Below are 21,634 nucleotides of genomic sequence, written 5' to 3'. Positions count from 1 at the left end.
CCGGTCATTTTGATTTGTTCTAGGGGCAGCCGCTTACGGTGGCCTCTTTTTCTATACTTATTATACCATTTGCCCGCAAGGCCTGCAAGAAATAAGTGCCGCAGTATCAGCCGACGAAGAAATCATGCGCGAGGCTGCTGAGTTTGGCGAGGATGACGAAGATGACGGTGCCGCCGACGGGGTAGAGGAAGAGGTTTGTGTAGTTCTTTTCTTTCCATGCAATCTTTGTGTTGCCCCAGATGACTTCGAGCAGGATGAGGAACGCGAGGAAGAAGACGACATTGACGACGAAGTAGAGTACGGTCATGATGGTCATGGCATGAGTCCTTTCTATTTATGAGTACGGAATAGGAAGAGTGATTCTTCTTGTTTGTTCCTTTTATTTTAACAGATGCAGGAAGTTCGTCAAGCAGCAGAAAAATAAATCCCGTAAGGCTTGACAAGTGTATGCGAGGCTCATATAATAAGGGCATCGAATAAAGCAAAGGCGATGCGGAAGACATGACCGCGGGGACGCTGCTTCAAGAGAGGGATGCATTGGCTGAGAGCATCCTAGGTGAGCGCCGGAGTTACCCCTTCCAAGCTGCAGGGCTGAAGATATTTTGCGTAAGCTCTGCCGGAGCACATTCTCCGTTACGAAATGCTGAGTGGCTGTTTCCTTCTATTATATATAGGGAGATGGCAATCAGGGTGGAACCACGATGCTAAGCTTCGTCCCTCTTCGGGACGGAGCTTTTTTGATTTTTAAGGAGGGCATACAGATGTTGAATATTACCATGAAAGACGGTGCAGTACGCGAGGTTGAAGCGGGTACGAGCATTCAGGATTTCGTGAAACAGGTAAGCAACAGCCTGGCTAAAAAGGTCCTGGCTGCCAAGGTGGACGGTGAGACGCAAGACCTCACGACCGTTCTCGATAAAGACTGCAAGGTAGAGTTCCTGACGTTTGATGATGCGGACGGCCGCTGGGCACTGCGCCACACGGCTTCTCACATCCTCGCACAGGCTGTCAAACGCCTCTACAAGGACAACAACGTTCGCCTGGCCATTGGACCGGCCATCGACAACGGCTTCTACTATGATTTCGATATCGACCGTCAGCTCACGGAAGCCGACCTCGCCGACATCGAAAAAGAGATGAAGAAGATCGTCAAGGAGAACCTCAAGCTCGAGCGCAAGGAAGTCAGCCGCGAAGAGGCCCTGAAGTTCTTCGAGGAGAAGGGTGAGACGTACAAGGTCGAGCTCATAAACGACCTGCCGGAAGGCGAAAAAATCACGATGTACACGCAGGGCGAATTCACGGACCTCTGCGCCGGCCCGCACGTCGTTTCGACGGGCAAGGTCAAGGCCCTGAAGCTCATGAGCATCGCCGGTGCTTACTGGCGCGGCGACGAGCACAACAAGATGCTGCAGCGCATCTACGGCACGGCCTTTGAGAAACAGGCCGACCTCGATGCCTACCTGCACATGCTCGAAGAAGCCAAGAAGCGCGACCACCGCAAGCTCGGCAAGCAGCTCGACCTCTTCAGCCTGCATGAGGAAGGCCCGGGCTTCCCGTTCTTCCATCCGAACGGCATGGTTATCCGCAACGAACTCATCAACTACTGGCGCGAAGTACATCGCCGCTACGGCTATCAGGAAATCAAGACCCCGATGATCCTGAACCGCAAACTCTGGGAGACTTCCGGTCACTGGGACCACTACAAAGAGAACATGTACTTCACGAAGATTGACGGCGAAGATTACGCGATTAAGCCGATGAACTGCCCGGGCGGCATGCTCGTCTACAATTCGAAGCAGCACAGCTACCGCGACCTGCCGCTGCGCCTCGGCGAACTCGGCCTCGTTCATCGCCATGAGAAATCCGGCGAGCTCCACGGCCTGTTCCGCGTCCGCAACTTCACGCAGGACGATGCGCATCTCTTCGTTACGCCGGACCAGATCGAAGAAGAAATCCAGCACACGATCGACCTCTTCGATGAAGTCTACAACACGTTCGGCCTGACGTACGTCGCCGAGCTCTCGACGCGTCCGGATGATTCGATGGGTTCGGACGAAATTTGGGAGAAATCCACGGCAGCCCTGCGCAACGCCCTGGAGCACCGCGGCCTCAAATACGTTGTCAACGAAGGCGACGGCGCGTTCTACGGCCCGAAAATCGACTTCCACCTCAAGGATTCGATTGGCCGTACGTGGCAGTGCGGTACGATTCAGCTCGATATGCTGATGCCGGAGAAATTCGACCTGACGTATGTCGGCGAAGACGGCGAGAAACACCGCACGGTCATGCTGCACCGCGTTGTTTACGGCTCCATCGAACGCTTCATCGGCATTCTCATCGAGAACTACGCCGGTGCATTCCCAACCTGGCTCGCTCCGGTACAGGCCCGCATCCTGCCAATCACGGACAAGCAGGCTGACTACGCGCATGAGCTCCGCAAGAAGATGTTCGACCTCGGCCTGCGCATTGAAGTCGATGACCGCAGCGAAAAGATCGGCAAGAAGATCCGCGAGAGCCAGATGCTCAAGACGCCGTACTCCCTCGTCGTCGGCGACCAGGAGATGGAAAACGGCACGGTCGCGGTCCGCAAGTACGGCGAGCAGAAGAGCGAAACGATGAAAGTCGAGGACTTCATTGCTTATCTGCAGGACCAGATTGCGACGAAAGCCAAGAAATATTAATGACTTGACAAAATCGTGTTGACAGGGCATGACTGCCGTGGTATACTAGTCAAGTACGCAACAAGAAGAAGCCACCGCTTCTCACCTGATGATGAACAGTCACTTGGGTTTATAACAGGAATGTTTTGAGAGGTGGCCTTGTGCCGCCTCTTTTTTATGTTATTTTATCAGGTTTGTCACGTTTTTAATCAGGAGGTGTTTCCACTATTAGCAGGGAATCGTTACGAATCAACGAACAGATCCACATCCGCGAAGTCCGCGTGACGAGCGCGACGGGTGAGCAGCTCGGCATCATGCCGACGCGCGAAGCGCTGCGCATGGCCGAGGAACAGCATCTCGACCTCGTCGAGGTTGCACCGAAGGCCAAGCCGCCGGTCTGCCGTATCATGGATTTTGGCAAGTACCGCTATGAACAGCAGAAACGGGAGAAGGAAGCCAAGAAGAAGCAGAAAGTCATCAACATCAAAGAGGTAAAACTTCGCCCGAATATTGAACAGCATGACTTCGATGTCAAGCTGAAGAACGCACTTCGCTTTGTCGAGGAAGGAAACAAGGTCAAGGTCACGATCATGTTCCGCGGCCGTGAGCTTTCGCATCCGGAGCTTGGCAAGGAAGTTCTCTCGCGTGTGGCTGCCGCCCTCGGGGATGCCGTCTCCGTTGAGCGCAATGCCAAACTTGAGGGTAAGAATATGACGATGATTGTCGCACCGAAGGTCGCGAAATCGTCGAAAAAGAAGCCGCAAAAGACGAAGAATATGGGAGGAAATAGCAATGCCGAAAATTAAGACTCGCAGAGCTGCCGCAAAACGCTTTACTGTAACGGGCAGCGGTGAATTCAAACGCAACAAGGCTTTCAAGAGCCACATCCTGGAGAAGAAATCTCCGAAACGTAAACGCAATCTGCGCAAAGCAACGCTCGTTGCTGGTGCTGATTTTGCCCGCGTTAAGACGATGCTCCCGAACGGCTAATCAAGAAGATTGCGCGTTTGGTAAGATTGATATATTTAGGAGGATAAAAACATGCCAAGAGTTAAAGTCGGCGTGACTGCACATAGACGTCATAAGAAAATCCTGAAGCTCGCAAAGGGCTACAAAGGTTCCAAGAGCAAACAGTTCAAGAAAGCCAATGAGACCGTCATGAAGGCTCTCTACTACGCACGCCGTGACCGCCGTGCGAAGAAGGGCAACTTCCGTCGTCTCTGGATCGCTCGTATCAATGCTGCTGCACGTACGAACGGTATCTCCTACAGCAAACTCATCAACGGCCTGACGAAGGCTGGTGTTGAAGTCAACCGCAAGATGCTGGCTGACCTCGCCATCTCCGATGAGAAGGCTTTTGCTCAGCTCGTAGCTGTTGCTAAAGAGAATCAGTAAGATTCATTCTGAAATGATTCAGGCCCAGCGGGTGCATATGCTGCCCGCCGGGCCTTTTCTGTATATCGCTATATATAATAGAAGGAAATTATCATGACCGAGATCATTGACAGCGCGGCTAACAAGAAAATCAAGCTGATGCAGAGCCTGCTTGCGCGCAGGCACCGCATGAAAGAAGGCTTATTCCGCGTGGAAGGGCTGCGCCTCGCGGAAATGGCGGCTGCGTCGGACTTTTCCCTGCGCTTTGCACTCTATACGGAGGAATTTGCGCAAAAGGAGCGCGGACAGAAGCTTCTCAAGGCCCTGCAGAAAAAATGCCCCATTTACGAAACCAGTGCATCGCTCGCAAAGAAAATCGCCGCGACCGACACGCCGCAGGGCATTTTCCTCGCGGCGGAGCAGAAGACGGAGAACCTTGAGGGCCTTGCCAAGCGCAGAAAGCAGGGGCAGGAGCCTCTCTATGCCGTGCTCGACGGCGTGCAGGACCCCGGCAACGCCGGCACGATCATCCGCACGGCCGATGCCGTCGGCGCCGACGGCGTGATTTTCACGAAGGGCTCGGTCGATGTCTTCGGCGACAAGACCGTGCGCGCGACGATGGGCTCGTTCTTTCATCTGCCCATTGTGACGAATGTGATGGCAGCGGAGCTCGTGGATTTTGCCCAAAAGCAGGGCTGCCAGCTCCTTGCGACGGCCCTCGATGAGACGGCCAGACCGCATTTTGCCGTGGACTTTAGGCGGCCTTCGGCCATCGTCTTTGGCAATGAGGGCAATGGCGTCTCTCCTGAGCTTCTCAAAGAGGCTAAAAAAGTCTATATCCCGATGTACGGCAAAGCCGAGTCTTTAAACGTCGGCATTTCGGCGGCCGTCGTGCTCTACGAGGCCGTGCGTCAGCGCCGCTTTGCCTGAGTTTTCCGGTTTATTCCTTCCAGACAAAGCAGAGGCCCAAGAGGCCGTCTTCTAGGGAAATCGTCAGCGAGTCATGGCCTTTTTCGAGCACGTTGCTGACGGCGCGCATGCTTTTCTGCGTCAGCACGGCGTTTTTGAGAGGCCAGTGCGTGCCTTGGAGCGTCACGCCTTCGCAGACAGCGGTGAAGGGCAGCAGCGAGATGGCCTTCGGCGCGATTTTTGGCGTGACCTGCAGCGTTTCGCCGCCGCGCACAAAGACCAAAGTTTCGCGCTCGTCGGACACAAGGCACGGCAGCGGCGCAAACGCACAGCTCATCATGGTGCTCAGTGCGTGGTCGAAGCGGCCGCCAAAGGCCCCCGTGACAATGGCAGCGGGAAAGCCGGCGCCTTTGGCCATCTTCAGGGCAAGCTGCGTGTCCGTATCGTCTTTCTCGACTGGGAATTTGGCAATCGGGACGTTTTGCTCTTTGGCCCACTGCCAGGATGCGGGCTTTGCACTGTCGCCGTCACCAATCAGGCGGTCTGGGAGAATCCCCGCTTTGCGGCAGGCATCAAGCCCGTGGTCGACGGCCCAGACATCGCGTCCTGCCGCCATTTCCTGCAGCCAGCTGCCTGCGGGCGCACGGCCGCCGCTGACGAGCAGGCAGGCTTCTTGAAAGGCCGAAATATCCGGCGCGTCGAAAGCGTCAGAAGCGGCCGGGGCTGTTTTTTTCTGCATGATGAGGAGCTGCGGCAGCTCGAAGGTGCAGAACTGTTCCGCTTGGCTTGCTTGGGATGCTTGGGACGCTGCGTTGTCCTGCATATTTTTTTGCGTCATAGGGAAGACCTCGATTTTCTCTTATATTCTGGAATTTCAGGAATTTCGCAGAGGAGTATGCTATAATGATAACCATAGCATAACACGCCCGCAAAAGACGGGCAAGCTCAGGAATTTTTACCAAACGAAGGGAGTTGTGATTTATGCTGAACTTTACGTATTATGGTCATTCGGCCTTTCTGCTGGATGATGGCAAATATAAGGTGCTCTTTGACCCGTTCCTCACGGGCAATCCAAAGGCTTCGATTAAAGCCGAGGATGTCGACTGCGATTACATCCTCATCAGCCATGCCCATGCGGACCATCTCGGCGATGCGCCGGAGATTGCGGCGCGCACGGGGGCGGAGCTCGTGGGCATTCCGGAGGTGCTCGCGGTCTGCGAACAGCGCGTGCCGGGCCTTAAAGAGCATCCGATGAATCTCGGCGGCTCGCTGACGCTGCCGTTCGGCAAAGTGCGCATGACGCTCGCACAGCACAGCGCCGGCGTCGCGGGCGGCATCGCCTGCGGCTACGTCGTCTACATGGGCGGCGAGGTCGTCTATTTTGCCGGCGATACGGCGCTTTTCAGCGATATGCAGCTCATCGGCCACAAGGACCAGCTCGACTACGCGCTGCTGCCAATCGGCGACAATTACACGATGGGCCTTGAGGATGCGGCCATGGCGGCGCAGCTCTTGAATGCCCGTCACGTCATCCCGATTCACTACAACACGTGGCCCCTCATCAATCAGGATGTGCGCCATTATAAGGAAATCACCGAGGCCATGTCGCGCGCCGAGGTTCATATCGTCGAGCCCGGCCAGTCCATGGAGCTCAAATGAGCCAGTCCGTACAGCCAAATTCAGGAAAATCCGCAGCGGCAGGCGGAGCAGGGAACAAAGAAAAGCTGATTGCCATTCTCGGGCCGACGGCTTCAGGGAAGACCGCACTTTCGGTTGAGCTCGCGAAGGCACTGCATACGGAAATCATCTCGGGCGACTCGATGCTCGTTTACAAGGGCTTTGACATCGGCTCGGCCAAGCCGACACTGGCAGAACGGCAGGGCGTAAAACATCACCTCATTGATATCTGTGAGCCGGCGGAAACGTACAGCGTGCCGCTCTTTCAGCAGCAGGCTGAAGCCATCATCCATGAGCTGAACGGCAGGGGAAAGATTCCGATTCTTGCCGGCGGCACGGGCCTTTACAGCAAGGCCCTGCTCGAGAACTACCAGTTCAACGAGACGGGCACGCATGCGGACTTTCGGCAAAAGATGACGGCTCTGGCCGAGAAAGAAGGGCTGGAGGCCGTCTTTGCCCTGCTTCAGCAGGAAAATCCGCAGGCCGCGGCCCTCGTCGATGCGAAGAACCCGCGCCGCGTCATAAGGGCTTTGGAACTCGCGCATTTCGGTGAGACCATTTCGCGTGAGAAATCCTTTGCGGAGCATGCCGAAGGCGAAGAATCCGCCGAAGATTTGCAGAAAAATCTCTTCTACGATGCGTTTGTCATCGGCCTCTCGTGGGAGCGCGAGGCTCTTTATGAACGCATCAACAGGCGCGTCGATATCATGTTTGCTTCGGGACTCGAAGAAGAAGTCAGGGGATTGCTGGCTTCGGGTGTCACGCGCTCTATGCCCGCAATGAAGGGCATCGGCTACAAGGAGACGGCCGCGTACCTCGCGGGCGAAATGACGCGCGCGGAGGCCGTCGAGACCATCAAAAGGGGCACGCGCCGCTTTGCCAAACGCCAGCTGACGTGGTACCGCAAGATGAAATACATTCACTGGTACGAGCCCGCGGCCCAGTCTGCTGATGAACTTTTGCACAGGATTTTGCATGACATGGCAGGATTTTTAGAAAGATAAGCGAAAGTAAAGATATAGATAGGTAATAAACAGGTGCTAGGAAAGGTGGAGTTCTATGCCAAACAAGACAATCAACCTGCAGGACAGTTTCCTCAATCAGGTTCGTAAAGAAAATATTCCCGTCACGATCCATCTGGTCAATGGGTTCCAGATTAAGGGGAATGTACGCGGTTTCGATAATTTTACGGTCGTGCTCGATTCGCTCGGCAAGCAGCAGATGGTTTATAAGCATGCCATTTCGACGATTACGCCGGCCCATCCGATTGCCGGAGCCTTTTCTGCGGAACATGCAGAACACGCGGAAAAATAAAAAGAAGCATGCCTGAGGAGAGGCATTTTCTTTTGTTTTTCGGTTTTTGATTTTGCTTTTTGGTTTAAAGGTCCTTCCGCCTTGAGCGGGAAGGGCCTTTTCTGGTGAGAAAGAACGGGAGATACATTATATGAAGACGAGAGGTTTTGAAATCGTATCGCAGTATCAGGGACGCGGCATCGAGGTGCCAAAACGCAAGACGGCGATGAGCGCCGGCTACGACCTGCAGGCAGCACGCTCCGTGGTGATTGGTGCGGGAGAGACGGCCATGGTGCCGACGGGGCTCAAGGCCTATATGCAGCCCGATGAAGTGCTGACCATTCACATCCGTTCGAGCATGGCCGTCAAGCGCGGCCTCATGCTCGTCAATCACGTCGGCATTGTCGATGCGGACTACTATAATAATGAAGACAACGAGGGCCATATCTTCATCGCGCTCTGGAACCGCGGTACGAAGCCTGTGACGATTGAGAGCGGCGAACGCATCGCGCAGGGCATCTTTCTGAAGTATTTGACCACGGACGGCGATGCGGCCGGCGAGGGCGAAACGCGTAAGGGCGGCTTTGGCTCGACGGGACGTTAAGGCAGTTAGGGGATTGCAATGATAAAAATTCAGGTACGAGAGGGTGAAATGCAGTATGGACAACGATAAAGAGAGCTTCGACCTCTTTGCGATGCCGCCGGCACAGCCTGCGGGCAGTTCAGGCAGTTCAGGCGGTTCGGGCAGGGCGCAAAGTCAGGCGGCCGGCAGCGGCGCCCTGCGCACATTTGAGCCTTTGGCCCGCCGCATGCGCCCGCGCAGTTTTGAGGAATTCATCGGCCAGCAGGAGGCCGTGGGGCGCGGCCGTTTCCTGCGCCGTTTGATTGAGATGGACCAGATTCCTTCTATTATATTCTACGGGCCGCCGGGCACGGGCAAGACGACGCTCGCGCAGATGATCGCGCAGATGACGGACAGCCGCTTCGAGAAGCTCAACGCCGTGGCAGCGGGCATCGGCGACATCCGCCGCATCGTTAAAGAGGCCGACGAGGCAAGGCGCTACTACCAGCGCCGTACGATTGTCTTCATCGACGAGATTCACCGCTTCAACAAGAGCCAGCAGGACGTGCTGCTGCCGTATGTCGAGGACGGACGCCTCGTACTCATCGGCGCGACGACGGAAAATCCATTTTTTGAGGTCAATCACGCCCTTCTGTCGCGCGTGCGCATTGTCAGGCTCTACAAACTGACCGACGGCCAGCTCATCGCCATTTTGAAGCAGGCTTTAAAGGATAAGGAACGCGGCCTTGGCGCACAGGCCATTGCCGTAAGCGACGAAGTCCTCCTCGCCATGGCCCAGATGGCGGGCGGCGACGCGCGCATGGCCCTGAATCTTCTGGAGGGGGCCGCGGCCATGCTGCCGCTTTCGGGCGGTGAAATCACGCTCTCCATGCTTGAAGAAATCACGGGCGAGCGTGTGCAGCATTACGACAAAAAAGGGGACAATCACTACGATACGGCCTCGGCCTTCATCAAGAGCATGCGCGGCAGCGACCCCGACGCGGCGCTTCACTATCTCGCGCGCATGCTTGCGGCCGGCGAGGATATCAAGTTCATCGCGCGGCGCGTTGTCATCTGCGCGGCCGAGGATGTCGGCACGGCGGACCCGCAGGCCCTGATTCTCGCGAACGCGGCGGCTCAGGCCGTGCAGTTCGTTGGCATGCCCGAAGCGCGCATCATTCTCGCCGAGGCCGTGACGTATGTCGCCTCGGCGCCGAAGAGCAACGCGGCGTATCTCGGCATCGATAAAGCCCTCGCGGATGTGCGCACGAAGGACTGCGGCGCGGTGCCGGTGCATCTGCGCGATTCGCATTACAAGGGAGCAGCCGAACTCGGCCATGGCAAAGGCTACATTTACCCGCACGATTATCCGCATCATTTCAAGGAGCAGGCGTATCTGCCCGATAAAATCCGCACGGCCCGCTACTATGAGCCGACGTACAACGGCGCGGAGGCAAAAATCCACGCGTATCTCAGGGCCTGCTGGCCCAAGCGCTTTTCCTGAGGCTTCACAGACAGGAATCTTTGACAGTGCGGGGCATTTCTGCTATATTGTCATATGTAAATCCTAGGTAATTACTCGGATTTCCAATTTGTGAATTTTATTGACTAGCAACATAGAGACAGGGATACTTGCCCTGTCAAGCTGAGGTGCACCATGAAGATATCGACGAAAGGAAGATACAGCGTAACGGCGCTTTACGAGCTCGCCCTGCACGACGGCGAGGGGGCCGTTTCGCTGAAGAGTATTGCGAAAAATCAGGGGCTTTCGGAGAATTATCTCGAACAGCTCATGGCCCCGCTGCGCCGTGCGGGCATCGTCAAGAGCGTGCGCGGCGCGCAGGGCGGCTATATGCTTGCGCGCAGCCCGAAGGAAATCACCATCGGCGAGATCATCACGACCGTCGAGGGGCCGATTGCGCTTGTGGACTGCCTGCTGACGAGCGCGGAGTCCTCGGAGCAGCCGTGCGACCGGGCCTGTGCCTGCGTGACGCGCGGCGTCTGGGAAAAAGTCTGCGACAGCATCAGCGAAGTGCTGAACCACATCACGCTCTACGACCTCTGCAATGATACCCATGCTTCGCATAAGAGAGTGGGGTGTGCAAGATGAAGCCCGTTTATCTCGACTATGCGGCGACGACGCCAACGGATGAGCGCGTGGTTTCTGCCATGCTGCCGTACTTTACGCAGCATTTTGGCAATCCGTCGAGCCTGTATTCCTTTGGCCGCGAGGCGCGTCAGGCCGTGCGCCGCGCGCGCTGGCAGCTCGCGGCACTTTTAAACGCGGAGCCTGAGGAGATGTTCTTCACGAGCGGCGGCAGCGAGAGCGACAACTGGATTATCCGCTCTTTGGCCGCGGAAGCTCTTGAAAAAAATGGCGGCGGCCATATCATCACGTCCAAAATCGAGCATCACGCCGTGCTGCACGCCTGCGAGTCGCTGCCTCAAGGCATCGAGGTGACGTATGTCGATGTCGATGAAGAGGGCCGCTTACACCTGGAAGACATCGAAAAGGCCGTGCGCCCTGATACGTTTCTCGTCAGCATTATGACGGCGAACAACGAAGTCGGCACCATTGAGCCCATTGCCCAAATCGGCGCGTTCTGCCGTGAGGGGGGCATTTTCTTTCATACGGATGCCGTGCAGGCCGTCGGCCATATCCCCATGGACGTGAAGAAACTGCAGGTTGACGCGCTCTCGCTTTCCGGGCATAAACTATATGGTCCAAAGGGCATTGGCGCGCTTTATCTGCGCCGTGGGAAAAAGATCTTGCCGCTTATCGCGGGCGGCGCACAGGAGCGCGGCCTGCGCGCCGGCACGGAAAATACACCCGGCATTGTCGGGCTCGGCAAAGCGGCGGAACTCGCGGCAGCAGAAATGATCTCCGAAACGGCGCGGCTCACGGCCCTGCGCGAACAGCTCATCGAGGGAATCCTGAAGATTCCGGGGGCGCACTTAAACGGCCCGCGCGAAAAGCGTCTGCCGGGCAATGTGAGTTTTGGCCTTGAGGGCATCGACCACGAGACTTTGCTCATAAGGCTCGACCTCATGGGCTTTGCCGTCTCGGCCGGCAGTGCCTGCAGTGCCGGGTCACTTGAGCCATCGCATGTGCTGACGGCCATGGGGCAGTCTGCTGAACAGGCCAATACTTCCATCCGCGTGACCATGGGCCGCTTCACGGACAAGGAAGAGGTCGAAGCGTTCCTTCAGGCAGTGAAGACGGCGGCTCTTTCCATGCGCGGGCAGGCCTGAGACAGAAACAGCAGAATTTGTCAAGGATTATGTCAGGATAATTTGTTTTCAGAAAAGCAATCATGTATAATGGAATGAGGTGCAGGCAATGCATTTCATTTCAAGGAGGAATCACGATGTTAGGAGATAAACTGCGCGAGGCGCGGGAGAAACAGAATTTAACATACAAGGACATCGAGAAGGGCACGAGCATCCGTGCTTTATACATTGAATATATCGAAAACGGCAATTATGATGAACTGCCGGGGGACGTGTACACGAAAGGCTTTATCCGCAGCTACGCGAACTTCCTGAAGCTCAATCCAAATGAGCTCGTGCAGGAATTCACGGCGGAGCGCCACGGGGGAGCGGCTCAGCCGGCCGCATCTGCACCGCAGAATCCGGCCTCGGCACGCCCGGCCCGTCAGGGAAATCAGGAAACTCAGGTACAGCCGGCCGCAAAACCTGCTGCTCCGGCAGCACCGAAAGCCGCTGCACCAAAATCCCCGGCAGAGCCGGTAAAACCGGCAAAAAACATGAGCCAGCCAGCTCCGAAAGCGGAAACAAAGCCCGCAGCAAAACCGGAACAGCCCAAAGCCGCTGAACCCAAGGCGGCACCGGAGCCAAAAGCAGCCCCGCAGGCCCCGGCACGCCCGGTTCGTCAGGCAAATCAAGAGACTCAGGAACAGCCAGCCGCAAAACCGGCGCCGCAGCCTGAGGCCAAGAAACCGGTAAGACCGGCGAAACCGGCCGCACCGAAGGCACGGCCTGCGCGCAGGGAACAGCCGGCCGCAAAATATGATTTTGACGAGCCAAAGCGCTCGAATACGAAGCTCATCGCCATTGTCGCCGTTATCCTCGTCGTGCTCGCGGGTGCCGCTTATGCACTGACGGGCAGCGATGACAGTGCCTCAAAGGCCCCGCAGCAGGCACAGCAGCAGGAGCAGGCTCCAGCACCAAAGACGTACGATGACGTCGAAGTCACGGCTACGTTCTCCGCCGACTGCTGGCTCGAGGTCAAGGCCGACGGCAAGACCATCTACGAGGGCACGCTGAAGAAGGGCGACAGCCAGACTTGGAAAGGTCAGGATAAGGTCACGGTCCGCGTCGGCGATGCCGGTGCCGTCTCGTTCTCCGTCAACGGCAAGGACCTCGGCAAGGCCGGCAAGGACGGTCAGGTTGCCAACAAGACCTTCACGAAGGAAAATAATTGATGCAGAAGCAGAACGAAACGCCAAAAGGGCAGTTGAATGCGGAGGGATTTTTGCCAATCTGCCGCAAAGATATGGAAAAGCGCGGCTGGCAGCAGCTTGACTTTGTCTTTATTTCAGGCGATGCCTATGTCGACCATCCGAGCTTTGGCCCGGCGATTATCTGCCGCCTGCTTGAAAAGCACGGCTACAAGGTCGGCATCATCCCGCAGCCGGACTGGCACTCGACGAAGGATTTTGGCCGCCTTGGGAGGCCCCGTCTCGGCTTCCTCGTCTCGGCGGGCAATATGGACTCGCTGCTCAACAAATTCACGGCGGCAAAGAAAGTCCGCCACGAAGATGCGTATTCGCCGGGCGGACAGTCCGGCCACCGGCCCGAGCGCGCGACGATTGTCTACTGCAGCCGCCTGCGCGAGCTCTACCCCGATGTGCCGATTATCATCGGCGGCATTGAGGCGAGCCTCAGGCGTATGGCGCATTACGACTACTGGTCGAACGAAGTCCGCCGCTCCATCCTCGTCGACAGCATGGCCGACCTCTTGATTTTCGGCATGGGCGAGCGCGCCATCATCGAGATTGCCGCAGATCTGCAGCAGGGCATTGAAGTCTCTAATATTCAGGATGTACAGGGCACGTGCTACCGCGTGCCCAATAAGGACTACGCGTGGGACTACCTCGAACTGCCGTCCTTTGCCGAGGTGCATAAAGATAAGAAGAAATTTGCCGAGGCCTTCAAGCTCGAATACCTCGAGCAGGACCCGATCCGCGGGCGCAGGCTCCTGCAGCAGAACGACGAATGGTGCGTCGTGCAGAATCCGCCGGCACTGCCTTTAAATGAGGCGCAGATGGATGAAATTTACGACCTGCCTTATATGCGCACATATCATCCGATTTACGAGAAGGCGGGCGGCGTGCCGGCCATCAAGGAAGTGCAGTTCAGCCTTGTCTCGCAGCGCGGCTGCTTTGGCGGCTGCAATTTCTGCGCGATTATCTCGCACGAAGGCCGCATCATCCAGCGCCGCAGCCATGCGTCCATCCTGCGCGAGGCGAAAATCCTCACGCAGATGAAGGGCTTCAAGGGCTACATCCACGATGTCGGCGGCCCGACGGCGAATTTCCGCCGTCCTTCGTGTGACGGCCAGCTGAAGCGCGGCACCTGCCGCGGCAAACCGTGCCTGTCGCCGGAGCCCTGCAAAATGCTCGTGGCCGACCACAGCGATTACATCAAGCTTCTCAGGGAGCTCCGGAGCCTGCCGGGCGTCAAGAAAGTCTTCGTGCGTTCGGGTATCCGCTTCGATTATTTGCTGCTCGCCAAGGACGACTTCCTCTACGAGCTCTGCAAGTACCACGTCAGCGGCCAGCTCAAAATTGCGCCGGAGCACATCTCCGACCGCGTGACGCGGCTCATGGGCAAGTCAAACCGCGCCGTCTACCTGCGCTTTGCCGAGAAATTCCGCCGTATCAACGAGAAGCTCGGCAAGAAGCAGTACCTCGTGCCGTACTTCATGTCGAGTCATCCGGGTTCGGAACTCAGCGATGCCATCGAACTTGCGGAATTCATCCGCGACATGGGGTACCATCCGCAGCAGGTGCAGGACTTCATCCCGACACCGGGCACGCTCTCGACCTGCATGTGGTACACGGGAATCAATCCTCTGACAGGCGAAAAGGTCTACTCGGCCAAAACATATGAAGAGAAGAGAATGCAGCGGGCGCTCATGCAGTACTGGCTGCCGAAGAATCATGAGATCGTCCGGAAGGCCCTGCATATGGCCCACCGCGAAGATCTCATCGGTTTTGGGCCCAAGTGTCTCGTGCGGCCGCGCAGACAGATAAAGAAGGGGTAAGTATGAGATGTCCTTATTGTAAACATGAAGACAGCCGCGTCATCGATTCGCGCGCCACAGATGACGGCATGACGATACGGCGCCGCCGCGAATGCACGGCCTGCGGCAAACGCTTCACGACGTATGAAGTCGTTGAGAAGCTGCCGCTGATGGTCATCAAGCACGACGGCCGCCGCGAAGTCTTTAAGCGCGACAAGATCTTAAACGGCATCATCCGTTCCTGCGACAAGCGCGACATCTCGATGGAACGCATTTTGGGCCTCGTCAATGAGATTGAGCGCGACATCCGCAATACGATGGACCGCGAAATCTCTTCGCAGGACATCGGCCGCCTCGTCATGGAGCGCCTGAAGGATTTCGACGATGTCGCCTACATCCGCTTTGCCTCGGTTTATCGTAAATTCGCGGACATCTCAAGCTTCCTCGAAGAACTGCAGGATATGCAGGCGCGCAAGCAGCGGGGGCAGAAGAAAAAACAGGCAGGCGCAGAGCCTGAAGCAAAGACCAAACAAGAGCCTGAGAAGTGAGACGGGCTTTTGTATGTTATGATTTTTGATTTTTAGATTCTTATTGGAGGAATTTTGCTTGGACTGGGAACTCAAGAAAGAGCTCAAAGAGCAGCTGCAGGAAGAACAGGGATACTATGTCTATCCCGTCGGCACGCGCACGCGCTTTGCCCTCGTCTATCCGAATTCCTACTTTGTCGGCATGTCAAATCTCGGCTTTCACATCATCTATGACCTTTTGAACAAGCGTCAGGACACGGCCTGCGAGCGCGTCTTTCTGCCGGAACGCACGAAAATCAAGCGCTACGAGAATACGCGCACGCCAATCATGAGCATCGAGACGCAGTCGCCTCTTTATGATTTTGACGTGCTGGGCTTTGCCGTTTCGTTTGAGATGGACTATTTCAATATATTGAAGCTTCTCGAGATGGGCAAAGTCAAGCTCCGGGCATCCGAGCGCGGCGAGCGCGACCCGATTTTATTGGCAGGAGGTCCCTGCCCGACGTTCAATCCGGAGCCGCTCGCCGCGATTTTTGATGCCTTCATCATCGGCGAGGGCGAGGTTATCATGCCGGCTTTTATGGATGCGTACCATGAGGCAAAACGAGAGGGCCTGACGCGGACGGAGCTCCTGAAAAAACTCGCCGAAGTGCCGGGCGTCTACGTGCCGTCGCTCTACGAGCATCATTACGACGAAGAGGGACATATCACGGCCATCGAACCGCTTGCGGGGGCTCCTGAGAAGGTCTCGCGCCAGTGGGTGCAGGACCTTGACGCGTATCCCGCGCATACGGTCGTCGTCACGGACAACACGGAATTCAATTTCTACCTCATTGAGACGGCGCGCGGCTGCGGCCGCCACTGCCGCTTCTGCATGGCGGGGTACTGCTTCCGCAGGCCGCGCAACCGCTCGCTTACAGTCATCAACGAGGAAGTGCAGGAAGCCCTGAAATACCGCAAGCGCATCGGCCTCATGGGGGCGGCGATTTCCGACTATCCTGAAATCAACGAGCTCTGCAAGGATATTTTGGGCGAGGGACTTTCGATGTCCGTAGCTTCGTTCCGCGCGGATTCCGTCACGAAGGAGCTCGTCGATTCGCTCGCGGAAAGCGGCCTCAAGACGCTGACGATGGCACCTGAGGCCGGCAGCGACCGCATGCGCGCCGTCATCAACAAGGGCATTGAGGAGCACCATCTGTTCCATTCGATGGACCTCGGCCTCGCCGCGGGCATCCGCAATTTCCGCCTCTACATCATGATTGGGCTGCCCTTTGAGGAAGAGGAGGACATCGACGCCATCATCGACCTCGCCGAACGGCTCAAGGATTACATGGAAGAGCGCGGCAGCAAGGGCAATTTGACGCTTTCTGTCAATCCGTTCATCCCGAAGCCCTTTACGCCGTTTCAGTGGGAGCCCATGGCCGACCGCAAGGTCGTCGAGAAACGCCTGAAGCGCCTTGAAAAGACCCTGCGCCGCCGCAAAAACGTCATCGTCAACATCGAGTCGCCGAAAGAAGCCTATATTCAGGGCGTGCTTTCGCGCGGCGACCGCCGCGTTGGCGAGGCCCTGCTCCTTGCCCATGAACTCGGTGGCAGCAAGGCCTTCAAGCGCGCGCTGAAGGAAAAGGGGCTTGACCCCGCGTTTTATCTTTACCGGCAGCGCGGCGAGGATGAGATTTTCCCCTGGGAGCGTCTCGATATGGGCTTTCATAAGTCGTATCTCTACGATGAGCTCAAAAAAGCGAAGGAGCTCAAGCCCACCATCCCGTGCTTTGAGGGCTGCCACCGCTGCGGCGTCTGCTGAAGCGCTTTCCTGAATTTTATAAAGAGGTGTTTTCATGAGCTTTTCTTTGCATGAAATCGATAAAGAACATCATATAGAGAGCGGCGAGTTTTCCCTGTTTCCAAAGAAAATTGCCGTACACGGCGTCTCGGGGCGCAGGGGCGGCGTAAGCCGTGGTCAGTGGTCTTCATTGGACCTCGGCCTGCACGTCGGCGACAATCCCGAGGATGTCATCGAGAACCGCCGCCGCTATCTCGGCGCCCTCGGCCTCGACGCCGCGCGCCTCGTGACGCCGGAACAGGTCCATGGCATCCACGTGGAGCGCGTGGGCCTTGCTGAGGCCGGCAAGGGCGCAGAAGCTTACGCCGATGCCATCCCGCGCACGGACGCGCTGATTACGAATGTGCCGAACCTGCCACTGCTGCTCTGCTTTGCCGACTGTACGCCGATTCTTTTCCTCGACCCCGTGCACAAGGCCGTGGGCATCGCGCACGGCGGCTGGAAGGGCACGGTAAACCGCATTGGCTATAAGACGGTCCGCCGCATGCAGGAAGAATTCGGCACGCAGCCAAGGGACCTGCTCACGGCCATCGGCCCATCCATCGGCCCGTGCTGCTATGAAATCGGCCCTGAGGTCGAAGCGAAATTCCGCGAGGCCTTTCCGGGCCATGAGGCGGAGCTCTTCCCGGAAAAATCTGCGGATACGGGCAAGCCGCATCTGAGCCTTTGGGCGGCCAACCGCATCCAGCTCGAAGAGGCCGGCGTCCTGCCGGAACACATCGATGAAGCGCAGACCTGTACGTCCTGTCATCACGATATGTTCTTTTCGCATCGCGCCGATGCCGGCAAAACGGGCCGCCTCGCCGCGGTCATCGCGCTGCGCGGCTGAGCCGCGAGGTCTCTCATCACGTTATCATTTTTTATTTTATCCTTTCTTTATAAAACGGGGGAAGTCGCATGATTGCAGAAAATCTCCATAAAGTTGAACACAATATCAAAGAAGCCATGGAACGCCGCACGCGCGTGCCGAAAGACGCGCCCGTGAAGCTCGTGGCCGTCACGAAGAATCACGATGTCGCAGCGATGCGCGAGGCCATCGACGCCGGCGCGACGGACATCGGCGAAAACCGCATTCAGGAAGCCAAGAGCAAGTTCGATGTCCTCGAACGCGATGTCACGTGGCACCTCATCGGCCATCTGCAGACGAACAAGGCCAAGCAGGCCGTCAAATACTTCAGCCTGATTCATTCCGTCGATTCCGAGCACCTCGCGCGCGCACTCGACAAGGAAGCAGGCAAAATCGATAAAGTGCAGGATATCCTCGTGCAGGTCAACCTCGCGAAGGAAGAGAGCAAGTCGGGCATTTACAAGGAAGATCTGCGCCCGCTTCTCGACCTCATCGACACGCTGCCGCATCTCCACCTCGTCGGACTCATGTGCATTGCGCCAAATTACGATGATGTGGAACAATGCCGTCCGCTTTTCCACGAAATGTATGAAATTTTCCAGCAGGTAAAGGAAATTCCGTTCAAGACCGCGAATATTAAATATTTATCAATGGGTATGACTCATGATTATCAGATTGCGGTGGAAGAGGGCGCGAATATCGTCCGCGTCGGCACGGCGATCTTTGGACCGCGTCAGTATTGAGACCAGTCCATAGAGAAACTGGGGGAGTGTTTTAGATGAATGTAATCGACAAGATTTGTGGCAAATTCGGCCTGTCGGATCCGGATGAGGAAGCCAAGCTCGCAGAAGCAGAGGCAGAGGAAGAAGCGGCCAAAAGAGAACGCAGTCAGAAGCGCCCTTATGGCGAGAAGGAGGAAGAAGAGTTGGGAAACAATAGAGAGCGGCAGGAGAAGGAAGCGGACAATGTAGTCAATCTTCGTTCCGGCACTTCCGTCCGTGAAAATGTCGTAGCGGCGCAGATGAAAGTCATCATCATCGAGCCGAAGACGTTCGACGACGCACAGCAGGTCGCCAACAACCTGCGCGAGAGAAAGCCGGTCGTCATCAACTTCGAGCACACGGATGCCGAGTCCGCGAAGCGCATCATCGACTTCATCAGCGGCACGACGTACGCGCTCAATGGTGAAATCAAGAAGGTTGGCCATAATGTCTTCCTCTGTGCGCCGAGCAATGTCAATGTGACGTACACGGAAGAAGAGCGCAAGGTCTCGACCGAGATGCCGTGGCTCAAGAAATAAAAACATCATTATACTATAACAGGTCATAAATAACAGGGGGCTTTTCCATGGGCATGGATTTACGCATCGGCTTTATCGGCGGCGGCGCGATGGCAGAGGCACTTGTTGCCGGCATCACGCAGGGCACGGTCAGCCGTGAAAATGTTTTTGTATCCGACCACAAGGCCGCACGCTGTCAGGAACTCGCCGCAAAGTACGGCATTCATGCCTGCGTCGGCGCCGATTCCTTTATCGGCAGTGTCGATGTACTGTTCCTGGCCATCAAGCCGCAGGCTGCTGCGAAGGCCATTGCGGAAGTCAGGGATAAAGTCGGGGAGCACACGCTGATTCTCTCCATCGTCGCCGGCCTGACGCTTACGGTGCTCGAAGCATCGTTTACGAAGCAGCCGGTCCTGCGCATCATGCCGAATACGCCGCTTTCCGTCGGCGCGGGCATGTCGGCCTTTGCCTGCGGCAAAAAAGCAGGTCAGGCAGAAGCCGCCATCGTGCAGGAAATCCTCGCGGCGGCCGGCCGTGCCATCGAGGTTTCGGAAACGGCCATGGATGCCGTGACGGGCCTTTCAGGCAGCGGCCCGGCCTATGTGTTCCTGCTCATCGATGCTTTGTCTGATGGCGGTGTGGCCGCCGGCCTTAAGCGCGATGCCGCGACGCTCCTTGCCGCACAGACGGTTTACGGCGCCGCAAAGATGGTGCTTGAGACGGGCAAACACCCCGATGTCCTGCGCGACCAGGTCACGAGCCCTGCGGGCACGACGATTGCCGGCGTGCGCGTGCTTGAAAACCGCGGCCTGCGCGGCGCGCTCATCGATGCCGTCATCGCGGCGACGGAAAAGTCCCGGGAGTTAGGGAAATAAGAAAGAAATAAATCATGGCAAGTGAACAAAAAGAAAAACTCATACGCTTTTATAAGGGTACGGAAGGTGAGGAGACGGTCGTCAAGCTCGTCGACCTCGCCGAAGCCGTGCAGCGCAGCCAGAAATTCCGCCTGAGCGGTTTTCTTGACCCGTACGGTCAGGAAATCGCCGAGACTGTAGCCGCAAACTATCCGGGAATCCGCGTGGATTTTAATGGCGGCTATCAGGGCGCGGAACGCGCGCGGGCCATGTACATCCACGAAGATTTTCAGGGCACGCCGTCAGGCTTTGACATCGCCTGCCTGCGCACCTCTTGGAACGGCCAGTTTGCGCGCCTGTCGCACCGCGATGTCTTAGGGGCTCTGATGGGCCTCGGCATCGAGCGCGACCGCCTCGGCGACCTTCTCGTCACGGCTGACTCCGTGCGCATCCTCTGCGACAGCAAGATGGCAGCATACCTCCTGCAGAATCTAACCAAAATCGGCGCGGTCGGCGTCTCCTGCGAAATGGCGGACCTCGCGGACATCGCGCCGCGCGAGGAGCGCTGCAAGGAAATCCGCGCGACCGTGGCGTCGCTTCGCGTCGACTCGATTGCGGCCTCGGGCTTTGGTTCTTCAAGAAGCCGCGCCGCCGCTGATATCGCGGCCGACAAGATGAAGCTCAACTGGCAGCCCGTCAAGAGCGCCTCGCAGACGGTCAAGGAAGGCGACATCATCTCGATGCGCGGCCGCGGCCGCCTTGAAGTCGCCGAAGTCCGCGGCCAGACGAAAAAGGGCCGCACGGTCGTCGTGCTCAAGCGTTACATTTAAATAAGTAGTAAGAACTCATCTATTATATAGAAAGAAAAGATAGGAGATCTTGGCTTTGCTTACACCACTCGATATCCACAATAAAGAATTCAAGCGCAGTTTTCGCGGCTACAATGAGGATGAAATCGATGACTTCCTCGACCAGGTCGTCAACGACTACGAAAAACTCTTCCGCGACAACGACAATCTCAAGGAGGAAGTCGCGCGCCTGAAGAAAGAGAACCAGCAGTTCCAGAAAAATGAGGACAGCATCAAGGAGACCCTGAAGCTCGCTCAGCAGACGGCGACGAATCTCACGGAGTCCGCGAAGCAGGATGCCCAGAGCCTGCGCGAAAACACGGCCAAGGAATGCCAGAACATGCGCCGCGATGCGGAGATTTCGGCCCGCCAGATGACGGAAGCCGCAGACCATCAGGTCAAGGCCGCAACGGTCGAGTACTGCCGCCTCATCGAAGCCAAGTCGCAGTTTCTGCTGCAGACGAAGGCTGCCCTGGAGTCGGAGCTCGCCGTGCTGCGCGATGCCATCGACCGCCTGCCGCGCCAGCAGGCAGCTGCGCCAAAGCAGGAAGCACCGCAGAATCTGCAGTCTCAGCAGGCAGGCAGCATCAATGGCAGTGTCAGCAGCGTGCAGAATGAGAACGCACAGAACGCACAGAATGCACAGAACGCTGCGCAGGCTGCTCCGTCTGCCGCACAGAAAGGCTGATTGCG

General features: G+C 56.9%; 24 protein-coding genes. 22 read left to right on the top strand and 2 right to left on the bottom strand.

Going from position 1 to position 21,634, the window contains the following annotated elements; genetic code table 11:
• Positions 1-106 precede the first annotated feature (106 nt).
• Positions 107-316, bottom strand: coding sequence for a hypothetical protein (locus ACI4OH_RS09525; protein WP_435720635.1), 210 nt, complete (start codon positions 314-316; stop codon positions 107-109).
• A 445-nt stretch (positions 317-761) separates the two neighbouring features.
• Here ACI4OH_RS09525 and thrS point away from each other — a divergent pair, with 445 nt between their 5' ends.
• The 5 genes from thrS (at position 762) to ACI4OH_RS09500 (ending at position 4,964) form a co-directional block, all read left to right on the top strand.
• On the top strand, positions 762-2,681 hold the full coding sequence (gene thrS / locus ACI4OH_RS09520; RefSeq protein ID WP_439784654.1) for a threonine--tRNA ligase: 1,920 nt from the start codon (positions 762-764) through the stop codon (positions 2,679-2,681).
• Between the two features lie 206 nt (positions 2,682-2,887).
• Positions 2,888-3,466 (top strand): translation initiation factor IF-3, encoded by a 579-nt coding sequence (gene infC / locus ACI4OH_RS09515; RefSeq protein WP_432646455.1) that lies wholly within the window; start codon positions 2,888-2,890, stop codon positions 3,464-3,466.
• Positions 3,453-3,650, top strand: coding sequence for a 50S ribosomal protein L35 (gene rpmI / locus ACI4OH_RS09510; protein WP_432646417.1), 198 nt, complete (start codon positions 3,453-3,455; stop codon positions 3,648-3,650). Before infC ends, rpmI begins: the two co-directional genes overlap by 14 nt.
• A gap of 51 nt (positions 3,651-3,701) precedes the next feature.
• Complete coding sequence (rplT, locus tag ACI4OH_RS09505) at positions 3,702-4,055, top strand: 50S ribosomal protein L20 (RefSeq protein ID WP_005842448.1); 354 nt, start codon at positions 3,702-3,704, stop codon at positions 4,053-4,055.
• Positions 4,056-4,148: 93 nt separating this feature from the next.
• Positions 4,149-4,964: a TrmH family RNA methyltransferase gene (locus ACI4OH_RS09500; protein ID WP_435720633.1), complete on the top strand. Its 816-nt coding sequence runs from the start codon at positions 4,149-4,151 to the stop codon at positions 4,962-4,964.
• A gap of 10 nt (positions 4,965-4,974) precedes the next feature.
• Here ACI4OH_RS09500 and ACI4OH_RS09495 read toward each other — a convergent pair whose 3' ends face one another.
• Positions 4,975-5,682, bottom strand: coding sequence for a thiamine diphosphokinase (locus tag ACI4OH_RS09495; protein WP_439784653.1), 708 nt, complete (start codon positions 5,680-5,682; stop codon positions 4,975-4,977).
• A gap of 242 nt (positions 5,683-5,924) precedes the next feature.
• On the opposite strand from ACI4OH_RS09495, the gene ACI4OH_RS09490 reads away from it, so the two are divergent.
• The 17 genes from ACI4OH_RS09490 (at position 5,925) to ACI4OH_RS09410 (ending at position 21,629) form a co-directional block, all read left to right on the top strand.
• Positions 5,925-6,602: a metal-dependent hydrolase gene (locus tag ACI4OH_RS09490; RefSeq protein WP_432646420.1), complete on the top strand. Its 678-nt coding sequence runs from the start codon at positions 5,925-5,927 to the stop codon at positions 6,600-6,602.
• Positions 6,599-7,624: a tRNA (adenosine(37)-N6)-dimethylallyltransferase MiaA gene (gene miaA / locus ACI4OH_RS09485; RefSeq protein WP_432646421.1), complete on the top strand. Its 1,026-nt coding sequence runs from the start codon at positions 6,599-6,601 to the stop codon at positions 7,622-7,624. The genes ACI4OH_RS09490 and miaA overlap by 4 nt, the downstream gene beginning before the upstream one ends.
• 55 nt (positions 7,625-7,679) lie before the next feature.
• The gene (gene hfq / locus ACI4OH_RS09480) at positions 7,680-7,934 is read left to right on the top strand and encodes an RNA chaperone Hfq (protein ID WP_432646422.1); all 255 of its coding nucleotides are present in this window, start codon (positions 7,680-7,682) and stop codon (positions 7,932-7,934) included.
• 130 nt (positions 7,935-8,064) lie between these two features.
• Positions 8,065-8,517 carry a dUTP diphosphatase gene (dut, locus tag ACI4OH_RS09475; RefSeq protein ID WP_439784652.1) on the top strand — a complete coding sequence of 151 codons (453 nt, stop codon included), beginning with the start codon at positions 8,065-8,067 and terminating at the stop codon, positions 8,515-8,517.
• Positions 8,518-8,572: 55 nt separating this feature from the next.
• Entirely contained in the window at positions 8,573-9,979 is a 1,407-nt protein-coding gene (locus ACI4OH_RS09470) for a replication-associated recombination protein A (protein ID WP_439784651.1), read from the top strand.
• A 153-nt stretch (positions 9,980-10,132) separates the two neighbouring features.
• Entirely contained in the window at positions 10,133-10,585 is a 453-nt protein-coding gene (locus tag ACI4OH_RS09465) for an RrF2 family transcriptional regulator (RefSeq protein ID WP_432646425.1), read from the top strand.
• Positions 10,582-11,727: a cysteine desulfurase family protein gene (locus tag ACI4OH_RS09460; RefSeq protein ID WP_435720628.1), complete on the top strand. Its 1,146-nt coding sequence runs from the start codon at positions 10,582-10,584 to the stop codon at positions 11,725-11,727. Before ACI4OH_RS09465 ends, ACI4OH_RS09460 begins: the two co-directional genes overlap by 4 nt.
• A gap of 116 nt (positions 11,728-11,843) precedes the next feature.
• Complete coding sequence (locus tag ACI4OH_RS09455) at positions 11,844-12,920, top strand: helix-turn-helix domain-containing protein (RefSeq protein ID WP_435720627.1); 1,077 nt, start codon at positions 11,844-11,846, stop codon at positions 12,918-12,920.
• Positions 12,920-14,764, top strand: a complete 1,845-nt coding sequence (locus tag ACI4OH_RS09450; RefSeq protein WP_435720626.1) for a YgiQ family radical SAM protein — start codon at positions 12,920-12,922, stop codon at positions 14,762-14,764. Before ACI4OH_RS09455 ends, ACI4OH_RS09450 begins: the two co-directional genes overlap by 1 nt.
• A 2-nt stretch (positions 14,765-14,766) precedes the next feature.
• Positions 14,767-15,291, top strand: a complete 525-nt coding sequence (gene nrdR / locus ACI4OH_RS09445; RefSeq protein WP_435720625.1) for a transcriptional regulator NrdR — start codon at positions 14,767-14,769, stop codon at positions 15,289-15,291.
• Positions 15,292-15,349: 58 nt separating this feature from the next.
• The gene (locus tag ACI4OH_RS09440; protein WP_435720624.1) at positions 15,350-17,074 is read left to right on the top strand and encodes a TIGR03960 family B12-binding radical SAM protein; all 1,725 of its coding nucleotides are present in this window, start codon (positions 15,350-15,352) and stop codon (positions 17,072-17,074) included.
• A gap of 34 nt (positions 17,075-17,108) precedes the next feature.
• Positions 17,109-17,942 (top strand): peptidoglycan editing factor PgeF, encoded by an 834-nt coding sequence (pgeF, locus tag ACI4OH_RS09435; RefSeq protein ID WP_432646431.1) that lies wholly within the window; start codon positions 17,109-17,111, stop codon positions 17,940-17,942.
• Positions 17,943-18,010: 68 nt separating this feature from the next.
• Positions 18,011-18,703, top strand: a complete 693-nt coding sequence (locus ACI4OH_RS09430) for a YggS family pyridoxal phosphate-dependent enzyme (protein ID WP_439784650.1) — start codon at positions 18,011-18,013, stop codon at positions 18,701-18,703.
• 35 nt (positions 18,704-18,738) lie between these two features.
• Positions 18,739-19,260, top strand: coding sequence for a cell division protein SepF (locus ACI4OH_RS09425; RefSeq protein ID WP_432646433.1), 522 nt, complete (start codon positions 18,739-18,741; stop codon positions 19,258-19,260).
• Between the two features lie 47 nt (positions 19,261-19,307).
• A complete protein-coding gene (proC, locus tag ACI4OH_RS09420) occupies positions 19,308-20,114 on the top strand; it encodes a pyrroline-5-carboxylate reductase (RefSeq protein WP_439784649.1) in 807 nt (268 codons plus the stop codon).
• A gap of 14 nt (positions 20,115-20,128) precedes the next feature.
• Positions 20,129-20,923, top strand: coding sequence for a YlmH family RNA-binding protein (locus tag ACI4OH_RS09415; RefSeq protein WP_435720622.1), 795 nt, complete (start codon positions 20,129-20,131; stop codon positions 20,921-20,923).
• Between the two features lie 55 nt (positions 20,924-20,978).
• On the top strand, positions 20,979-21,629 hold the full coding sequence (locus ACI4OH_RS09410) for a DivIVA domain-containing protein (protein WP_439784648.1): 651 nt from the start codon (positions 20,979-20,981) through the stop codon (positions 21,627-21,629).
• The last annotated feature ends 5 nt before the right edge of the window (positions 21,630-21,634 follow it).

The sequence above is a fragment of the Mitsuokella apri genome (assembly GCF_051886055.1).
In the GTDB taxonomy this organism is placed as follows: domain Bacteria; phylum Bacillota; class Negativicutes; order Selenomonadales; family Selenomonadaceae; genus Mitsuokella.
Note: the sequence above shows the minus strand (reverse complement) of the source record. Positions and strands in the feature narration are given on the sequence as shown.